This window comes from Streptomyces sp. RB17, assembly GCF_009604455.1.
GTDB lineage: Bacteria > Actinomycetota > Actinomycetes > Streptomycetales > Streptomycetaceae > Streptomyces.
Genome location: NZ_WEGL01000004.1, coordinates 612452 through 627100, shown reverse-complemented (window position 1 = coordinate 627100; position 14649 = coordinate 612452). Strand labels below are relative to the sequence as shown.

The window sequence follows — 14649 nt, the reverse complement described above, 5'->3', positions numbered from 1 at the left end:
TCATGCGAGCCGGATCCCTCTGTAGCGGCCGGGCTCGCGGACGATCGCCTGCTTCGTTTCGAGCTCGACCAGCTGGTAGTGCACGGACGACCGGGACCGCAAACCGACGGCCTCGCCGATCTCGGTCACGGTCGGCGCTTCCCCCTGGTCGGCGATCGCGTCCCGGATGCAGCGGAGGATGCGCTCCTGGATGGGGGTGAGGTGATCTACGCGGTGCATAATCTCGATTAGAGCGCGTGTTCGAATTGCTGGGCAAGCGGACACGCGACGGCGGGGAGCGAGCAATGGAAGATCACCTCTCACGGCTCGACGCCCTCCGCTTCGCTCGCCGGGTCTTCGCAGACCACACCGCACGACAGCTCGCCACCATCGACCAGTGGATCGCCGACGAGGAACGACGGGAGACGGAGCGCCGTCAGGGCGACCTGACCCGGCCGCCAGCCCCGGACTGGCTGCTCGAGGTGGGGCTCAATCGCGACCATGCGGTGTACGTCCACCGAGGTGACTGCTGGAACGCGGGCAAACGCAGCCGCGGCGTCGACGAGGCTGGGGCGCGCCAGGCGCTCGCCGACGGTGTTGTCGCCTGCCCGCACTGTCGGCCGGACATGGTGTGAGGGGCCGCCTCCAAGGCGGGCCGGTCGGTCCTCAGGCGACTTCCGTAACAGGAAGGGCCTTCACTCCCTTAGCTCGGGGGTGAAGGCCCAGCACTCATGAGCGGCGCCAGAGGTCAGCGCTTGAACATGTCCTTCATCTTCTCCTTGGCCTGGCGTGCATCGCCCTTGGACTTCTCCGCCTGGCCCTCGGCGACCATCGGGTCATCGACGGCGGCTCGTCCCGTGGCCCTCTTGAGCTTTCCCTTGGCCTGCTCGGCCTTGGCCTTCTCACCAGCCGACATGGCAGACACGCCTCCTGATTATTGAAAGGCCAACTTTTCCACACTTACGCCGTTGATTTGCGCTGACGGAGCATGAGATTCCGCTTCCTTGCCTACAAGGCCAAAGCGTAACCAGGGCCCCATATCCAGTTGTCATGCTCAAGTCTCGCTCAGATTAATCGAGTTTCCTTGACGATCACTCAAGCGGTCCGTGATTGTTCTGTACATGCCGCTCCCGGGGGGGAGCGAAACGGAGGGAACCGTGAACGCCATAACTCGCGCATGCACAGCCGCTGCAATGACCGCTTTTCTTGCTTTGGGGACCGGGGGCGTGGGCACTGCTTTTGCAGAAGACACCCCGACGGCGGTCAACGCCGACCAAGACGGGAACCCGATCCCTCAGGCACCTGACGACGCCGACGCCGTTGTCAACGTTCCGGCGCACCCGGACGGCTGCCCGCCCGACCCGACCGTCTCCATCACCAAGGTCAAGAGCACGTTCGTCGGCGACAAGTCCGAGTGGGTCAGCGGACAGTCCGGCGTCACGCTCTCGCTCTCGGTGGCCAAGGGTCACACCTGGACCGGCACCATCTCGTACGCGGCAAAGCTCAGCGAGTCGATCATCGTCTCGTCCGCCGAGGAGACCATCAGCGGCTCGATCTCCTACGCGAAAACCACCACCGTCACCCTTGGCGGCGCATGGAAGGTTCCGGCGAACCAGAAGGACGGATGGCTCGCCCTTGGCTCGAAGGGATACTCCTTCAACTGGGAGCGTGGTTCCTACAACGGTGGCTGCAAGTGGATCGTCTCGAACCACGGGACCGCTAAGCTCCCGGCACTCTCGCCCTACATCGCCCACTCGTGAGTTGAGGACGATCTGATGAAGCTGCCCCTGCTGGCCGCCAGCCTGTCGGCCCTGGTGCTTGTGTCGGCCTGTTCCGGCGGGGCTCACCCCCGGGCTACCGCCACCCACGGGGCGACGGGGGTCAGCACGACCCCCGCTCCGGAGCAGACGCCGACGAGCCCCGACCGCCTTCCCAACCCGGTCCAGTCATCACTCCCGGTCGGCTCGAAAACGCTGTACACGGGATCGGGTCACGGTTCAGGCGGTGTCACTCTCCCGGCATCGGCGGGGAAAGCCTCATCCATCACGGCGAGGTGGACATGCGCCGGCCCCTCCAAGTTCAACATCGTCACCTCCGGAAAGCCCCTCGCCAGCTCTCAGTGCGGCAACGGGATCGCCGTGTTCACAGCCGAGATACCGCACGCCAAGATGCACGAACTGACGTGGAAGTTCTCAGCTCCCGATTCGGTGATCTGGCGGATCGTCGTCACTCAACCGCCCGGGAACTAGGCAACAAGCGCATCGATGCCTGGTAGGTCCGGCATATCCCGGCCGAGCTACGCGAGCGTGGGCCACGCTCGTAACACGAAGGTCGCTGCAGACGGGAACCGCCGAGAGAAGGACGCGCTGTCCGTGGCGACCAGGCGGGACAAGCTCTAGCGGGTGCTCGGCCAGCCCTCCCGCGCTGGAGAGATGCGCGGGAGGGTGCCAAACGGGGGGCCAAACGAGGCAGACGCGCCGGGACCGCCCCGGACAGCAATGAACGCAGCTGGAGCCGAACAATGAGGTCAGTGGCCACGAATCTCGGTCACGGGGGCACCTGATCGCGTTCGGGACGAAGAGGTCGTGGGTTCAAATCCCGCCACCCCGACAGCCAAGTAGCAGGCCGGAGGGCCCTTACCGGTTCGGTAAGGGCCCTCCGGCTTTGCTGTGTGTCTGACTGCGTAACTATAGATTTCTGAGTGCCTACGAGCGTCGCGGGTCGGTGGCGAAGATCCCGTCCATGACCACTGAGCCAGTCTGAATCACAGGCCGGATCTGCTTCCTGTAGACCTCCTCGGTCACGGCGGTCCCAGAGTGTCCGACGGGCCGGGAGATCTCCTCCAACGGGACTGGCGAAACGCGCGGCGGACGTTGGCGGCGTCGAGCGGCTTGCCCACGGACGGCGAGAAGACCGGGCCGTGTTCCTCCCACTCGTCATCAGTGGCGCCCCCCTCCCTGATCTTCGAACTGCTGCCAGAGGGCATCGGCGCAGCGCGCCGGCAGGGCCAGCGCGCGCCGGGACTTCCGGGACTCCGTGTCCCGCTTCGCCGCACCGACCGCCAGACCGGCGATGCGCAGAGGCTGAGGCGGATCAAGCCGCGGCTGTGCTCCGCTCCGCCCGCGCTGTGCCGGGCGCGCCCACTGGTGGACAAGGCCGGTGGCCATGAGTCGATCGCCGCATGCGCGACGGTCAGAACGGTGCCTCCGCAAAATCAATCCTCGTCATCCGATGAGGAGCCCTGCCTCACGGAGAACACCACGACCGCAACCAAGGCCAGGATGACCAGGACCGCGACCAGACCCCAGATTCCGGACGACCAACCCGCACTCGTGTGCCGCTTGAGCGGCGACAACCCGCCCGGGCCAACGGCGAAGATCGCACGCCCCGTATCCCCCAGGTTCATGGGCGAAGCGTATTGCCGCATACGGTCCGCGGCTAGGGACCCGATCTCCCGACAGACCATGGCGGAACCCCGCCCCTGTGACGAGTGGCCATCGGACCGTCTCGTGGCGCGAAACCCCCATAGGAGCGTACGTGCCCCTTGCGTGCCCGATCGTGCAGACAGAGCGGGGAACAGCGGGATACACCGAATAGCGCGGCAGGAAGGCGCAGGTCAACGTCTTGCCGGCTCGGGCCGCACCCGCATCCAGCGCCCCCTCGGGCCGGGCTACTTGGACGGACTCAAGGCCAACGGGCTCCGCGCCGTCCTCGCTGCCGCGCCCGGGGAATGCTGCGTGCGGCTGGGGTCGAGTGGGCGTGATCGTGGTGATCAGGTGGCTCAGGGGCGCTGACGGCTCACCGGCCGACTGCCCTCGCGGGCCAGCGGCGAGATGCGCGACGACGCTCCCGGCGGAAGGATCGGGGAGAGCGGGGCGTGCTCTGCGACGCCACGCGGGGCTCACCCGCGGCAACCGGTGCTCGGCGTCAGCCTGAGCCGGGGGAAGCGCCCGTCTGGCGTTCCGAACGGAGCATGCCATGGGGATCAAGCGCATCAGGGACCGTTCTGTTCGTTTCACGCGACCGGTGGCGCCTCCCACCACCGGCGCGATGCCGACCGCCGCCGACTGCGGAATGCTGCTCATCAGGCTGACGTTCGGACTGCTTATGGCCGGCCATGGCGCTCAGAAGGTCTTCGGGCTCTTCGGGGGCCAGGGTCTGACGGCGACCGGCAAGGGATTCGCCGCTCTGGGCTTTCACCCGGGCAAGCTCTTCGCCGCGGTCGGGGGGCTGTCCGAGTTGCTCGGGGGGCTCGGGCTGGCGCTCGGCCTGCTGACGCCGCTGGCAGCCGCCGCCCTGATCGGCGTCATGATCACTGCGATGGTCACGGTCACCGCTGCCCACGGTTTGTGGGAGACGGACGGCGGTGTGGAATACAGCGTCTGTATCGCCGTCGTCGCCCTCGCCGTCGCCGCCATCGGTCCGGGCCGGCTGGCCGTCGACCGCTGGTTCCGCTGGGGTTCGGGCGGCTGGAAGGAGGCGGCCTTCGCCCTCGGCCTGGGCGGGTGCGCCGCTGCGATCACGCTGAGCCTGTGAACCAGGGGCCCGCGCTTTCCCTCGGCGTGGTGGTGAGGTCTCAGGTCGTTTCGGTTCTGGTGTAGAGGACCTCGCGGCCCTGTTCCGCGGCGCGGATGAGTCCTTCGCTGACGAAGTCGAGGAAGCGGGCGGCGTTCTCGAGGCGGGTGGCGGCCGGGGTGCCGCGGCCGAGGATGCCGACGCCCTGCCGTGCGGTCTCGATGAACTGGTCGTTGGCCCGGGCGCTGCGGATCATCGACTGGTACCAGAGGTCGTCGTCGACGACGTAGCGCTCGCGGCGGCGTTCGTCGCGTTCCCGGCGGACCAGGTCCAGGTTCTCGAGGTACGTGATCGCTTTGGAGATGGACGCCGGACTGACCTGGAGACGCTGGGCGAGTTCGGAGGCGGTGAGGCTGCCGGCGTCGGTGGTGTACAGGCAGCCCAGCACCCGGGCCATCATCTTGGGCAGGCCCGAGGTCATGAGGACGGTGGTGAGGGTCTCCTGGTAGTCGCGCACGGCCTCGGCGTCACGTCCATAGGGCTGTCGGAGCACCTGCGACCCCTGGGGTGTGGCCGGCCCGCGCCGGTGGGTTCGCTGCTGGGTGGCGCGGTGGGCCAGGTCGGCGCGGTAGCCGGTGGGGCCGCCGTTGCGCATGACCTCGCGGGTGACCGTGGAGGTCGGACGGTCGAGACGACGGGCGATCTCGGCGTAGGCCAGGCCGTCGGCCAGCCCCGCCGCGATCTGCTGGCGCTCCTGCTGGGTGAGCCTGCCTCCCGGCATCACGACCCCCTTCTTGCCCATGGGTGCCGCACGGGTGCTCCGGTGCTCCATGGTGCTGCTCGGTCTTCCCTGACGCCTCCATCATAGCGTTCACTTTCAGTGCATTGCAACGGACCACATGTCATCGTTGCGTTAAGCAGGAAGGTCGTTGCAATGATTATTGCGCCTCCAGCTGCACTGATGCCGCTTCGATGCAAAACGCCTCTTGCAGGGATTCGGAAAGCAACGTAGCGTTTCCAGTGTTCGAAACGAAGAGTCGCAAACGCAAGGGAGAGCACGATGCAGAAGTTCGACACCCCCGCCCCGATCTCCGCCGTCCTCGACATCCCCGCCGGACGCGTCCAGTTCATCGCCGCCGACCGGGCCGACACCGTGGTCGAGGTGCTGCCCGCGAACCCCTCGAAGAGCCGCGACGTGAAGGCGGCCGAGCAAACCACGGTCGAGTACGCCGACGGGGTCCTGCGGATCGGGACCCCGGTCAAGAACCAGTACCTCGGCCCCTCCGGATCCATCGAGGTGACCGTCAAGCTGCCCGCCGGCTCCCGCGTCGAGGCCAGGACCGCCGCCGCCGAACTGCGCACCGTCGGCCGCCTCGGCGACGTCGCCTTCGACGGCGCCTACCGCCAGATCAAGATCGACGAAGCCGCGGGCCTGCGCCTCACCGCGACCGACGGCGACGTCGAGGTCGGTCGGCTCACCGGCCCCGCCCGGATCAGCACCGCACGGGGCGACATCCAGGTCACCGAGGCCACCGGCGGCAAGGTCGTGCTGAGCACCCAGTCCGGCGACATCACGGTCGGCGCCGCCGCCGGCGTCCCGGCCACCCTGGACGCCGGCACCAGCTACGGCCGCATCAGCAACACCCTCAAGAACGACGGCACCGCCGAACTCGACATCCGCGCCACCACCTCCCACGGCGACATCACCGCCCGCAGCCTCTGACCCGCAGCCGGTCATCGAAGAGGTCGTGGGTCCAGATCCACCGCCCCGACAGTCAACGAGCAGGTCAGAGGGCCCTCACCGATTTGCGGTGAGGGCCCTCTGGCTCTGGTCGGCCGTGTCAGGAGGTCAGGGTTGCGGCGAGCCGCAGCCGGTCGTGCAGTTGCCGGCGGGCGAGGTCCAGGATCTCGGCGTGCTGCTCGACGAGCCGACGCTGGTAGGCGGACTGGACCGCGTAGTAGGTTCCGACCAGGTTGGTCTTCTTCTTGCAGGCCACGTCCACCGTGGCCGCTGTGATCGCCTCGGGTCCGCCGAGCTCCGCGCCGGTGAAGCCGAGTTCCTCGGCCGCCTTCATCGGTTCCTCTGCCTGGCAGCCGGACTTGGCCATGCACGCGGACCAGCGCGTGTTCACGCGCTCGATGCGCGAGTCGGTACGGGCTCTCGTCTCCGCCTCGGACTTGAGCTGGAAGACGTACAGAACATCCACGCTCTCCGGGTCCGGGGCATAGAGCTTGAGGAAGGACTCCCGGGTGCACCCGCCCACGGGTACGTCCCCGTGGGCGCTCTCGCGCTCCGCTTCCCGCTGGCTCTTCGGCAACTCGTCGGGCCGCAGATCGGGGGCCCCGAACAGGGCGGTCTCCTCCGTCTTGGTGAGGGGTTCCCCCTTGGACCCGGGGGCGGCGGAGGTTGCTTCCCCGGGACTGCCGTAGCCGTACCGGGCGGCCGCCTCGGGGTCCGTGACCCCGTAGATCCGGGCGTTCGCCGCGTCCTTCGACGTACCGGACCGCTGCGGCGGCCGGTAGTCGAAGCCGAGCCGGTGCATACATCGGACGGTCAGGACCTGCTGGGCCTTCACCAGCAACTCCCGCTCCTCTGGGGTCGCTTCGTACGCGTCGAGCGGCAGTGCCAGTTCGGCGGAGTCCGCCAGGACGGGGACGGCGGAGACCTCGGGCTCCGGTGCCCCGTGCGCGGGGCCGCCACCGGCGGCGGAGCACCCGGACACCGCCACGGCGGTGGCGGCCAGGGCGACGAGGAGCCGCGGAACACAGCGGACGGACAAGGACATCGGGGACCCTCGGGGACGGGTGGGCGGGTGGGATCCGGCGCGGGCCGGATCCCACCCGTGAAGGACCAGGGAGGACCAGGGAGGACCAGGGAGGGGCAAGGGGAGATCAAAGGAGGGTCAATGGAACCTCGACGGCCGTCTCGAGTCCGGCGAACTCGGCCTCTACTACAACTCCGGCGGGCTCGGCTGCGTCCGGGACAACTACTACGACGACAACACGTTCGTCGGTGCTGGAGCGGACGGGCGAGATCGGCCTGCGGCGCGCTCTGGGCGCTCGCGCCCGGCACGTCTCCGCCCAGTTCCTTGCCGAGTCCGGAACCCTGGGGGCACTCGGCGGGCTCGTCGGCACCAGCCTCGGGGTGCTCACCGTGGTCGGTGTGGCCCTGGCCCGCCACTGGACGCCCGTCCTGCATCCGGGCACGGTCGCGGCCGCCCCACTGGTGGGGCTCGCCACCGGCGTCGTGGCCGGGCTCTGTCCGGCGTGGCGGGCATCCCGCATCGAACCGGTGGAGGCACTGCGGCGCTGACGGTTCCGTGCGGCGCGGGGTGCGGGGGCGGGGGGCGGTACGGCCTGCACGCGCGGCCGCCGCCGGTAACGGAGAACCGGTCCGCTGCGCTGCACGTAGTGAGTGCGTGCCGCCGCTCGCGAGAGGTTCGACGGCCAACGGGGCGGTTTTTGACAATCGTTACGTTTGTCGGGCTATAAAGTCGGTGTAAACCCCTGTGGTTGGGGGTGGGCACGGGGTTACGGTTCCGGCGCTCGGCAGTAGGAGATCAGTGCGGCCGTAGGGGCGGCCGCCACTTACGCCGAAGAAGCCGGAGACAGTCCATGCGTAGGTATTCCGCACGGCGCAGACCGCGCCGCGGGGCGGAGGGCGGTGGGCGGGCGGCGTTCGCCGTCGTCGCCGCCGCGCTTCTGATGGCGGGGACGGGATCCGTCGCCGCGTACGGAGTGGACGGCGACTCGGGATCCGCCCGCCATGACGTGGCGGGCGAGGAGTCCCACGAACTGATGGAGTCCCTCGACTCGTTCAACGAGCCGAGGCTCGCGCCCAGCGGGCAGATCGCGCCGGGCGCGTACGCCGGTGCCTGGGCGCACATCAAGAACATGCCGGTCGCGTCCGGCAGTTGGAGCGAGGTCACCACCTCGCCGTACAACGAGGACGCGCTGCACTACCGCGACCAGTCGGCCTCCAACTCCGGTGGCGGAGCGGGGCATTCGGCCGGGCGTATCGCCGCCCTGGCCACCGATCCGACACATCAGGGGGTCGTGTACGCGGGCGCCGCCGGGGGCGGGGTGTTCCGCTCCATCGACGACGGCAAGACCTGGACGCCGATCGCCGACCGGCTGCCCGCCCTGTCCGTGGGCGCCCTCGCGGTCGCGCCCGACGGCTCGCTGTGGCTGGCCACCGGTGAGGCGACCACCGCCTCCGACAACTATCTGGGCAGTGGCGTCTACCGGCTCGCGGACCCGGTCACCGGAACCTTCGGCGAGAGCGACAAGGTGGGCGGAACCGAGCTGGACAGCAGCTCCATCCACACCCTCACCTTCGACAAGGCCGCCGGGTACGTCTTCGCGGCCTCCTCGCACGGCGTCTTCCGCCGCCCGCTGTCGGCCGGGCAGGACGCCGCCTGGTCGAAGGTCCTCGCTCCCTGCGCGGGCATCGGCATCAGCGGCGTGGGCTGCGGGGTGGACAGCCACTACGCGGACATCGCCAACGACATCGCCGTACAGCCCGGCAGCAACGGCAAGAAGCTGCTGGCCGACGTGGCCTGGCGCAGCGGCGCCGACTACAACGGCTTCTACTACTCCGACGACGCGGGCACCACCTGGAAGCGCGCCAACCCGACGGGTGCGATCAACCCCGCCGAGATCGGCAACGCCGCCTTCGCGTACGCGGCCGACGGCAGCAGGCTGTACGTCTCGATGGAGTCCCCCAAACTCCTCAACAAGGCCTCCGGCTCCGGCGTGTACTCGGTCCTCGCCGGTGTGTACGTCAGTCAGAGCGGCAACGCCAGCGGCTCGTTCAAGCAGATCGCGACCTCCTCGGCGCTGTCGGCGTCCGGTTCCGCGATGAAGGTCAGCGAGATCGGCTCCGGCTACCAGCCCGGCTCCCAGGCCTGGTACGACCAGGTCATCGCGGTCGACCCGAACGACCCGAACCACGTGTACCTGGGCCTGGAGGAGATGTTCGAGTCCCGGAACGGCGGCGCCACCTGGAAGGCGATCGGCCGCTACTGGAACTTCGGCATGAAGTGCTTCAGTTACGACCCGGCCGCGAACTCCTGCGACGGCGACGTGATGCACTCCGACCAGCACGCCCTCGCCTTCTCGCAGTGGAAGGGCAGCACTCCGGAGGTGTTCGTCGGCAACGACGGCGGCGCCTACGCCCGCCCGACCACCCAGACCACCACCGGCTGGCGCAACCTCAACGAGTCCGGCACCCTGCGCGACCTGCAGTACTACTCGGTGCGCGCGGGGAAGATGACCGACGGCAGCGGTGACGCCGTCTGGGGCGGCCTGCAGGACAACGGCGTCTCGCTGCTCGCGCCCAAGGGCGCCACCTACCAGGGTCAGCAGCTCAACCCGGACGGTCAGATGGTCTCCCCGTACGGCGGTGACGGCGGCGACCAGCTGGTCAACCCGGACAACGGCTGCCAGACGGTCGGCGAGTACGTCGACCTGGCGCTGCAGATCACGAACAACTGCGGCTACACCGCGAGCGACGACGGCTCCGAGGACGTGATCACCGACATCGCGCCCGGCGACCCGGGGGCCCGCTTCACCGCACCGTTCGGCGCGGACGAGACCGACCCGAACGGCCTGTGGGTCGCGGGCGGCCAGTACGTCTGGGGCAACACCAAGACGTGGAACAGCACCTCCGGCGCCGACTGGACCAAGCTGTACGACCTGGGGGCCGGCCACTCCGCCTCGGCGGTGGTCAGCCGCAACCACGTGACGTGGGCGGCCTGGTGCGGCCCGTGCGGCTCGGTCAACGAGACCTTCGGACGGGGCATCGCCACCAACTACGGCGGCACCTGGCACCAGGTGAGCCTGCCGGCGGCCTTCCCCAACCGCTACATCTCCTCTCTGGCCATCGACCCGTCCGACGCCTCCGGCAAGACGGTCTACGCCGTGATCAACGGCTTCTCGCGGCACTGGAACGAGGGCCCCGGCGCCGGCTACGGCCACGTCTGGAAGACCACGGACGGCGGCACGACCTGGACGGACGTCAGCGGTGACGCCGCGGCCTCGGACTCCTTCCCGGACGCCCCGGCCAACGCGGCCCTGATCACCAAGAACGGCACCCTCGTGGTCGCCACCGACCTGGGCGTGTTCACCAGCACCTCGGCGGGCCACTGGGCGCGCCTGGGCACGAACCTGCCCACCGCGCCGGCGGTCTACCTCGCGCCGAGCCCGGACGGCAGCCAGGTGTACGTGGCCACGCACGGTCGCGGCATCTGGAAGACCCGGACGCCGTAAGGCCGGACCCGCCCGCCGGTGATCGTCGGGTGCAGCGCCGAGGCCCCCGGACCACGCAGGTCCGGGGGCCTCGGCCGTCCTCTCCGGCCGTCTCCGGCCGTCTCCGTGGCAGCACGGGCCGTCCCCGCGGCAGGCCGGAGGCGCACACTGGAGGTGCGGGCCGACACGCACAGCCGCGGACGCGGGCGCAGATCGCCGGGAGGCAAGGAGGCCGTCGTGGAGTTCGATGTGATCGTGGAGATCCCGCAGGGCTCCCGCAACAAGTACGAGATGGACCACACCCTCCATCGGATCCGCCTGGACCGGATGCTGTTCACCTCCACCCAGTACCCGGCCGACTACGGCTACATCGACGGCACACTCGGCCGGGACGGTGATCCGCTCGACGCCCTGGTGCTGACCGGTGACCCCACGTTCCCCGGGTGCAGCGTCGAGTGCCGGGCCGTGGGCATGTTCTGCATGCGGGACGAGCAGGGGCCGGACGACAAGGTGCTGTGCGTACCCGCGCACGACCCCCGCTACGCGGGGGTCCAGGACATCACCGACGTGCCCGAGTTCGACCGGCTGGAGATCACCCACTTCTTCGAGGTCTACAAGGACCTGGAGCCGGGCAAGTCGGTCGAGGGTTCCCACTGGGAGGGCCGGGACGCGGCGTACGCGGAGATCGGCGCGTCACGTGAGCGGGCCGCCGAGAGACACCGGGTGTGAGCAGCGGTCAGTACGTCCACGACGCCGTGCGGTTCGGTCAGGCGCTCAGTGCCCCGGTGGCCAGCAGACCCAGCAGGCCCACGCCGATGACGATCCGGTAGATCACGAAGGCGTTGAAGGAGTGCTTGGCGACGAACTTCAGCAGCCAGGCGATGGAGGCGTAGGCGACCACGAAGGAGACGGCGGTGCCCACGGCGAGCGGGACGGCGCCGACTCCGGCGCCCACGGCGTCCTTCAGTTCGTACAGGCCCGCGCCGGTCAGGGCCGGGATGCCCAGGAAGAAGGACAGGCGGGTGGCGGCGACGCGGTCGAGGTCGAGGATGAGCGCCGTGGACATGGTGGCGCCGGAGCGGGAGAAGCCGGGGAAGAGCAGGGCGAGGATCTGCGAACATCCGACCCACATCGCGTCCTTGAACGACGTGTCGTCCTCGCTGCGCTTGTGCCGGCCCATCTGGTCGGCCGCCCACATCACACCCGAGCCGACGATCAGCGAGCCGGCCACCACCCACAGCGAGCCCAGCGGGCCCTCGACCAGCTTCTTGGCGGCCAGGCCGACCACGACGATCGGGACGGTGGCGTAGATGACCCACCAGGCGAACTTGTAGTCGTGGTGGTAGCGCTCCTCGCGGTCGGTCAGACCGCGGAACCAGGCGGAGACGATCCGCTTGATGTCCTTGAAGAAGTACACGAGCACGGCGGCGATGGCGCCGACCTGGATGACGGCGGTGAAGCCGACCACCGAGGTGTCCTCGACCGGGATGCCCATCAGCCCCTCGGCTATCTTCAGGTGGCCGGTCGAGGAGACGGGCAGGAACTCGGTCACCCCCTCGACGATTCCGAGAACAACGGCCTGGCCGAGGCTGATGGCGCTCATCGGGGTCCTTTCGTCCTCGCCGTCCGCCGTCCCGCCTGTCCCCGGGACGGGGGCGCATGGCACACTCGGACGACGACAGCATTTACACGGCCGTAGAAGTTCTACACGACTGTAGAAGATCAGCGGGAGAACGACAAACCCATGGGCGCCCACACACAGGGACGCGGCCCCCGGCGGGCCAACGGAGTGCGCGAGGCCGAGATCCTCGGCCTGCTGCAGCGAGCCGAGGGCGCGCTGACCCCCGGCGAGGTCGCCGAGCGGCTCGGGGGCGAGCTGACGTACAGCACCGTGGTGACGATCCTCACCCGCATGCACACCAAGGACCTGCTCAGCCGCACCCCCCGCGGACGGGCCTACGCCTACGCCCCCGTCACCGACGACGCCGGGTTCGCCGCCCGCCGGATGCGCACCGTCCTGGAGGAGCGGCCCGACCGTAAGGCCGTCCTCGCTCGCTTCGCCGACGAACTCTCCGACACGGACGCCGAGTTGCTGCGCCAGCTGCTCGGACCCGAGCAGTAGGACCGGTCGGAACAGGAAGGGGCCGCTCGGAATGCATGTCGCCGTCTATCTGCCGCTGCTGCTCTCGCTCATCGCCCCGCTCGGCGCCCGCCCGCTGGCCGAACGCTGCGAACCCCGGCTCGCCACCTGGCTGCTCACCGCCTCGGCCCTGGTCCTGGGCGCGGCGAGCACGATCTCCCTGGGCCTGCTGGCCGTGGCCGGCCTGATCCGTGTCCCGCAACTCGCCGCCCTGGGCCACTGGTCGGCCGGAACCGCACAGCACGACGCCCCCGCCGCGCTGTCCGTCTCGCTGATCGCCGGGCTACTGCTCGGCGGCGCCGTGCTCATGGCGGCACAGATGCTGTGGCGACGGGCCCGTTCCCTGGCCGCCGCCGCGTGGGAGGCCGCCTGCATGCCCGCCCGGGACGGCCTGGTCGTCGTCCCCGACGACGCCCCCGACGCCTTCGCCCTCCCCGGACTGCCCGGCCGGGTCGTCGTCTCCACCGGCATGCTGCACAGCCTCGACGAGTCCGAGCACGACGTCCTGCTCGCCCACGAGCGCGCCCATCTGGCCGCCCACCACTACGCCTTCGTCGCCCTCGCCCAACTCGGCGCCGCCGCCAACCCGTTCCTGCGGCCCCTCGCCAGCGCCGTCACCTACACCATCGAGCGCTGGGCCGACGAGAGCGCGGCCGCCTCGACCGGTGACCGCAGGCGGGTCGCCCGCACCGTCGGCAAGGCGGCCCTCGCCGCGCACCGCACCCCCGCGCTCGCCCGGATCGCCGGTGCGGCCCTCGGCTTCCTCGGCCGCCGCAGCCCCCTCGCCGAGGCGGGCCCGGTCCCCCGCCGCGTCGCCGCGCTGCTGGCCGCGCCGGTGGGCTGCCATCCGGTCCTCACTGTGGCTACGGCGGCTGTACTGACCGCGGCCACGCTGGCTACCGCCGAGGCGGCCCACGACTTTCATCTGCTGCTGAAGACGGTCGGCGTCTCATGACCGTGGGCGTCTCATAACGGTCGGCGTCTCATGCCGGCCGGCTCGAACGGTGCTGCGGGTTGCCTGCGGCGCAGCGCCGTGGCGCTGCGGTCGGACGCCGACTTCGGGTGCTTCGTGGCTGGTGGCGCCCTCCAGGTCTGCTTCACCGCCACGATCGCGCCCGTACGTCCCCGTAAGGTGGAGCCGTGATCCTCGCGCAGCCCGCCGGCGGCACGGCCGGGGCCCGCATCCGCCAGGCGGTGCGGGCCCCGGTTCTGGTGGCCGTCCTGCTCGGGCTGTTCCTCATGCACGGCGGCCCCACCGCGGCCGCCGACGGCTGCCACGGGGCCATGCCGGCCACCGACACCACCGTCCGGCACTCGGCACCTGCCCCGATGGCCGAGCACGCGGACGAGATGCGGCCGGCACCTGCCCCGGTGGCCGCGCACGCGGACACAATGCGCCCGGCACCTGCCCGGACGGCCGAGCGCACGAGCACGATGCGCCCGGCACCCGCCCGGACGGCCGCGCACTCCGCCCCCGGCCGCCCCATGGCCGCGGCCGCCGAGGCCGTCCCCCGCGTGGACGAGTCCATGCGGGGCGCGCTGTGTCTGGCCACGGCGCCCCGGTCCGAGATCCCTCCGCCTCCGATCGCGGCGGTCGGGCTCGTGTTCCCGGCCGTCGTCCTGCTGCCGTGGGCCCGGCCGGGCTCCGACGGCACCCGGCGCCGTGGTCCACCGGCCGGCGGGCGCCGGCTCCTGCTCCAGGTGTGCATCGCGCGGACGTGACGAGACCTCCGGGATCCGGCTCGTCACCGCGGTCCCGCACGGCT

16 protein-coding genes and 2 pseudogenes are annotated in these 14649 nt (G+C 70.1%); 11 read left to right on the top strand and 7 right to left on the bottom strand.

What is annotated here, in order from left to right:
* Complete coding sequence (locus tag SRB17_RS20770; protein ID WP_153540768.1) at window positions 1-219, bottom strand: LexA family protein; 219 nt, start codon at window positions 217-219, stop codon at window positions 1-3.
* Window positions 220-284: 65 nt separating this feature from the next.
* On the opposite strand from SRB17_RS20770, the gene SRB17_RS20765 reads away from it, so the two are divergent.
* A complete protein-coding gene (locus SRB17_RS20765) occupies window positions 285-614 on the top strand; it encodes a DUF6233 domain-containing protein (RefSeq protein WP_153540766.1) in 330 nt (109 codons plus the stop codon).
* Window positions 615-727: 113 nt separating this feature from the next.
* Here the strand turns inward: SRB17_RS20765 and SRB17_RS20760 are convergent, their stop codons facing one another.
* On the bottom strand, window positions 728-895 hold the full coding sequence (locus SRB17_RS20760; protein ID WP_153540764.1) for a CsbD family protein: 168 nt from the start codon (window positions 893-895) through the stop codon (window positions 728-730).
* A gap of 277 nt (window positions 896-1172) precedes the next feature.
* Here SRB17_RS20760 and SRB17_RS20755 point away from each other — a divergent pair, with 277 nt between their 5' ends.
* On the top strand, window positions 1173-1739 hold the full coding sequence (locus SRB17_RS20755) for a hypothetical protein (protein ID WP_194294070.1): 567 nt from the start codon (window positions 1173-1175) through the stop codon (window positions 1737-1739).
* A 15-nt stretch (window positions 1740-1754) separates the two neighbouring features.
* A complete protein-coding gene (locus tag SRB17_RS20750) occupies window positions 1755-2228 on the top strand; it encodes a hypothetical protein (protein ID WP_153540760.1) in 474 nt (157 codons plus the stop codon).
* A gap of 456 nt (window positions 2229-2684) precedes the next feature.
* On the opposite strand, the pseudogene SRB17_RS46430 reads toward SRB17_RS20750, so the two are convergent.
* A pseudogene (locus SRB17_RS46430) lies at window positions 2685-3086 on the bottom strand (site-specific integrase); the annotation flags it as partial.
* A gap of 107 nt (window positions 3087-3193) precedes the next feature.
* Entirely contained in the window at window positions 3194-3385 is a 192-nt protein-coding gene (locus SRB17_RS20745; RefSeq protein WP_153540758.1) for a hypothetical protein, read from the bottom strand.
* Between the two features lie 644 nt (window positions 3386-4029).
* Here SRB17_RS20745 and SRB17_RS20740 point away from each other — a divergent pair.
* Complete coding sequence (locus SRB17_RS20740) at window positions 4030-4515, top strand: DoxX family protein (protein ID WP_153541280.1); 486 nt, start codon at window positions 4030-4032, stop codon at window positions 4513-4515.
* A 40-nt stretch (window positions 4516-4555) separates the two neighbouring features.
* Here the strand turns inward: SRB17_RS20740 and SRB17_RS20735 are convergent, their stop codons facing one another.
* The gene (locus SRB17_RS20735; protein ID WP_153541278.1) at window positions 4556-5275 is read right to left on the bottom strand and encodes a GbsR/MarR family transcriptional regulator; all 720 of its coding nucleotides are present in this window, start codon (window positions 5273-5275) and stop codon (window positions 4556-4558) included.
* A 279-nt stretch (window positions 5276-5554) separates the two neighbouring features.
* On the opposite strand from SRB17_RS20735, the gene SRB17_RS20730 reads away from it, so the two are divergent.
* Window positions 5555-6217 carry a DUF4097 family beta strand repeat-containing protein gene (locus SRB17_RS20730; protein ID WP_153540756.1) on the top strand — a complete coding sequence of 221 codons (663 nt, stop codon included), beginning with the start codon at window positions 5555-5557 and terminating at the stop codon, window positions 6215-6217.
* A gap of 118 nt (window positions 6218-6335) precedes the next feature.
* Here the strand turns inward: SRB17_RS20730 and SRB17_RS20725 are convergent, their stop codons facing one another.
* Complete coding sequence (locus tag SRB17_RS20725) at window positions 6336-7280, bottom strand: hypothetical protein (protein ID WP_194294096.1); 945 nt, start codon at window positions 7278-7280, stop codon at window positions 6336-6338.
* Between the two features lie 212 nt (window positions 7281-7492).
* Here SRB17_RS20725 and SRB17_RS20720 point away from each other — a divergent pair.
* The 3 genes and pseudogenes from SRB17_RS20720 to SRB17_RS20710 all read left to right on the top strand — a co-directional run.
* A pseudogene (locus SRB17_RS20720) lies at window positions 7493-7807 on the top strand (ABC transporter permease); the annotation flags it as partial.
* Window positions 7808-8109: 302 nt separating this feature from the next.
* Window positions 8110-10764 (top strand): WD40/YVTN/BNR-like repeat-containing protein, encoded by a 2655-nt coding sequence (locus SRB17_RS20715; RefSeq protein ID WP_153540752.1) that lies wholly within the window; start codon window positions 8110-8112, stop codon window positions 10762-10764.
* A 216-nt stretch (window positions 10765-10980) separates the two neighbouring features.
* Window positions 10981-11472: an inorganic diphosphatase gene (locus tag SRB17_RS20710; protein WP_323376000.1), complete on the top strand. Its 492-nt coding sequence runs from the start codon at window positions 10981-10983 to the stop codon at window positions 11470-11472.
* 37 nt (window positions 11473-11509) lie between these two features.
* Here the strand turns inward: SRB17_RS20710 and SRB17_RS20705 are convergent, their stop codons facing one another.
* On the bottom strand, window positions 11510-12346 hold the full coding sequence (locus tag SRB17_RS20705; protein WP_153540750.1) for an undecaprenyl-diphosphate phosphatase: 837 nt from the start codon (window positions 12344-12346) through the stop codon (window positions 11510-11512).
* A 141-nt stretch (window positions 12347-12487) separates the two neighbouring features.
* Here SRB17_RS20705 and SRB17_RS20700 point away from each other — a divergent pair, with 141 nt between their 5' ends.
* The 3 genes from SRB17_RS20700 to SRB17_RS20690 all read left to right on the top strand — a co-directional run bounded on the left by SRB17_RS20700 (window position 12488) and on the right by SRB17_RS20690 (window position 14605).
* Window positions 12488-12865: a BlaI/MecI/CopY family transcriptional regulator gene (locus SRB17_RS20700; RefSeq protein ID WP_153540748.1), complete on the top strand. Its 378-nt coding sequence runs from the start codon at window positions 12488-12490 to the stop codon at window positions 12863-12865.
* 31 nt (window positions 12866-12896) lie between these two features.
* Window positions 12897-13838 (top strand): M56 family metallopeptidase, encoded by a 942-nt coding sequence (locus SRB17_RS20695; RefSeq protein ID WP_153540747.1) that lies wholly within the window; start codon window positions 12897-12899, stop codon window positions 13836-13838.
* Window positions 13839-14023: 185 nt separating this feature from the next.
* The gene (locus tag SRB17_RS20690; protein WP_153540745.1) at window positions 14024-14605 is read left to right on the top strand and encodes a hypothetical protein; all 582 of its coding nucleotides are present in this window, start codon (window positions 14024-14026) and stop codon (window positions 14603-14605) included.
* Window positions 14606-14649: the final 44 nt, after the last annotated feature.

Excerpts from the sequence above, each read along its gene's own strand:
- SRB17_RS20770 (WP_153540768.1), bottom strand. The coding sequence starts at position 219 with ATGCACCGCGTAGATCACCTCACCCCCATCCAGGAGCGCATCCTCCGC.
- SRB17_RS20765 (WP_153540766.1), top strand. The coding sequence starts at position 285 with ATGGAAGATCACCTCTCACGGCTCGACGCCCTCCGCTTCGCTCGCCGG.
- SRB17_RS20760 (WP_153540764.1), bottom strand. The coding sequence starts at position 895 with ATGTCGGCTGGTGAGAAGGCCAAGGCCGAGCAGGCCAAGGGAAAGCTC.
- SRB17_RS20755 (WP_194294070.1), top strand. The coding sequence starts at position 1,173 with ATGACCGCTTTTCTTGCTTTGGGGACCGGGGGCGTGGGCACTGCTTTT.
- SRB17_RS20750 (WP_153540760.1), top strand. The coding sequence starts at position 1,755 with ATGAAGCTGCCCCTGCTGGCCGCCAGCCTGTCGGCCCTGGTGCTTGTG.
- SRB17_RS20745 (WP_153540758.1), bottom strand. The coding sequence starts at position 3,385 with ATGAACCTGGGGGATACGGGGCGTGCGATCTTCGCCGTTGGCCCGGGC.
- SRB17_RS20740 (WP_153541280.1), top strand. The coding sequence starts at position 4,030 with ATGCCGACCGCCGCCGACTGCGGAATGCTGCTCATCAGGCTGACGTTC.
- SRB17_RS20735 (WP_153541278.1), bottom strand. The coding sequence starts at position 5,275 with ATGCCGGGAGGCAGGCTCACCCAGCAGGAGCGCCAGCAGATCGCGGCG.
- SRB17_RS20730 (WP_153540756.1), top strand. The coding sequence starts at position 5,555 with ATGCAGAAGTTCGACACCCCCGCCCCGATCTCCGCCGTCCTCGACATC.
- SRB17_RS20725 (WP_194294096.1), bottom strand. The coding sequence starts at position 7,280 with ATGTCCTTGTCCGTCCGCTGTGTTCCGCGGCTCCTCGTCGCCCTGGCC.
- SRB17_RS20715 (WP_153540752.1), top strand. The coding sequence starts at position 8,110 with ATGCGTAGGTATTCCGCACGGCGCAGACCGCGCCGCGGGGCGGAGGGC.
- SRB17_RS20705 (WP_153540750.1), bottom strand. The coding sequence starts at position 12,346 with ATGAGCGCCATCAGCCTCGGCCAGGCCGTTGTTCTCGGAATCGTCGAG.
- SRB17_RS20700 (WP_153540748.1), top strand. The coding sequence starts at position 12,488 with ATGGGCGCCCACACACAGGGACGCGGCCCCCGGCGGGCCAACGGAGTG.
- SRB17_RS20695 (WP_153540747.1), top strand. The coding sequence starts at position 12,897 with ATGCATGTCGCCGTCTATCTGCCGCTGCTGCTCTCGCTCATCGCCCCG.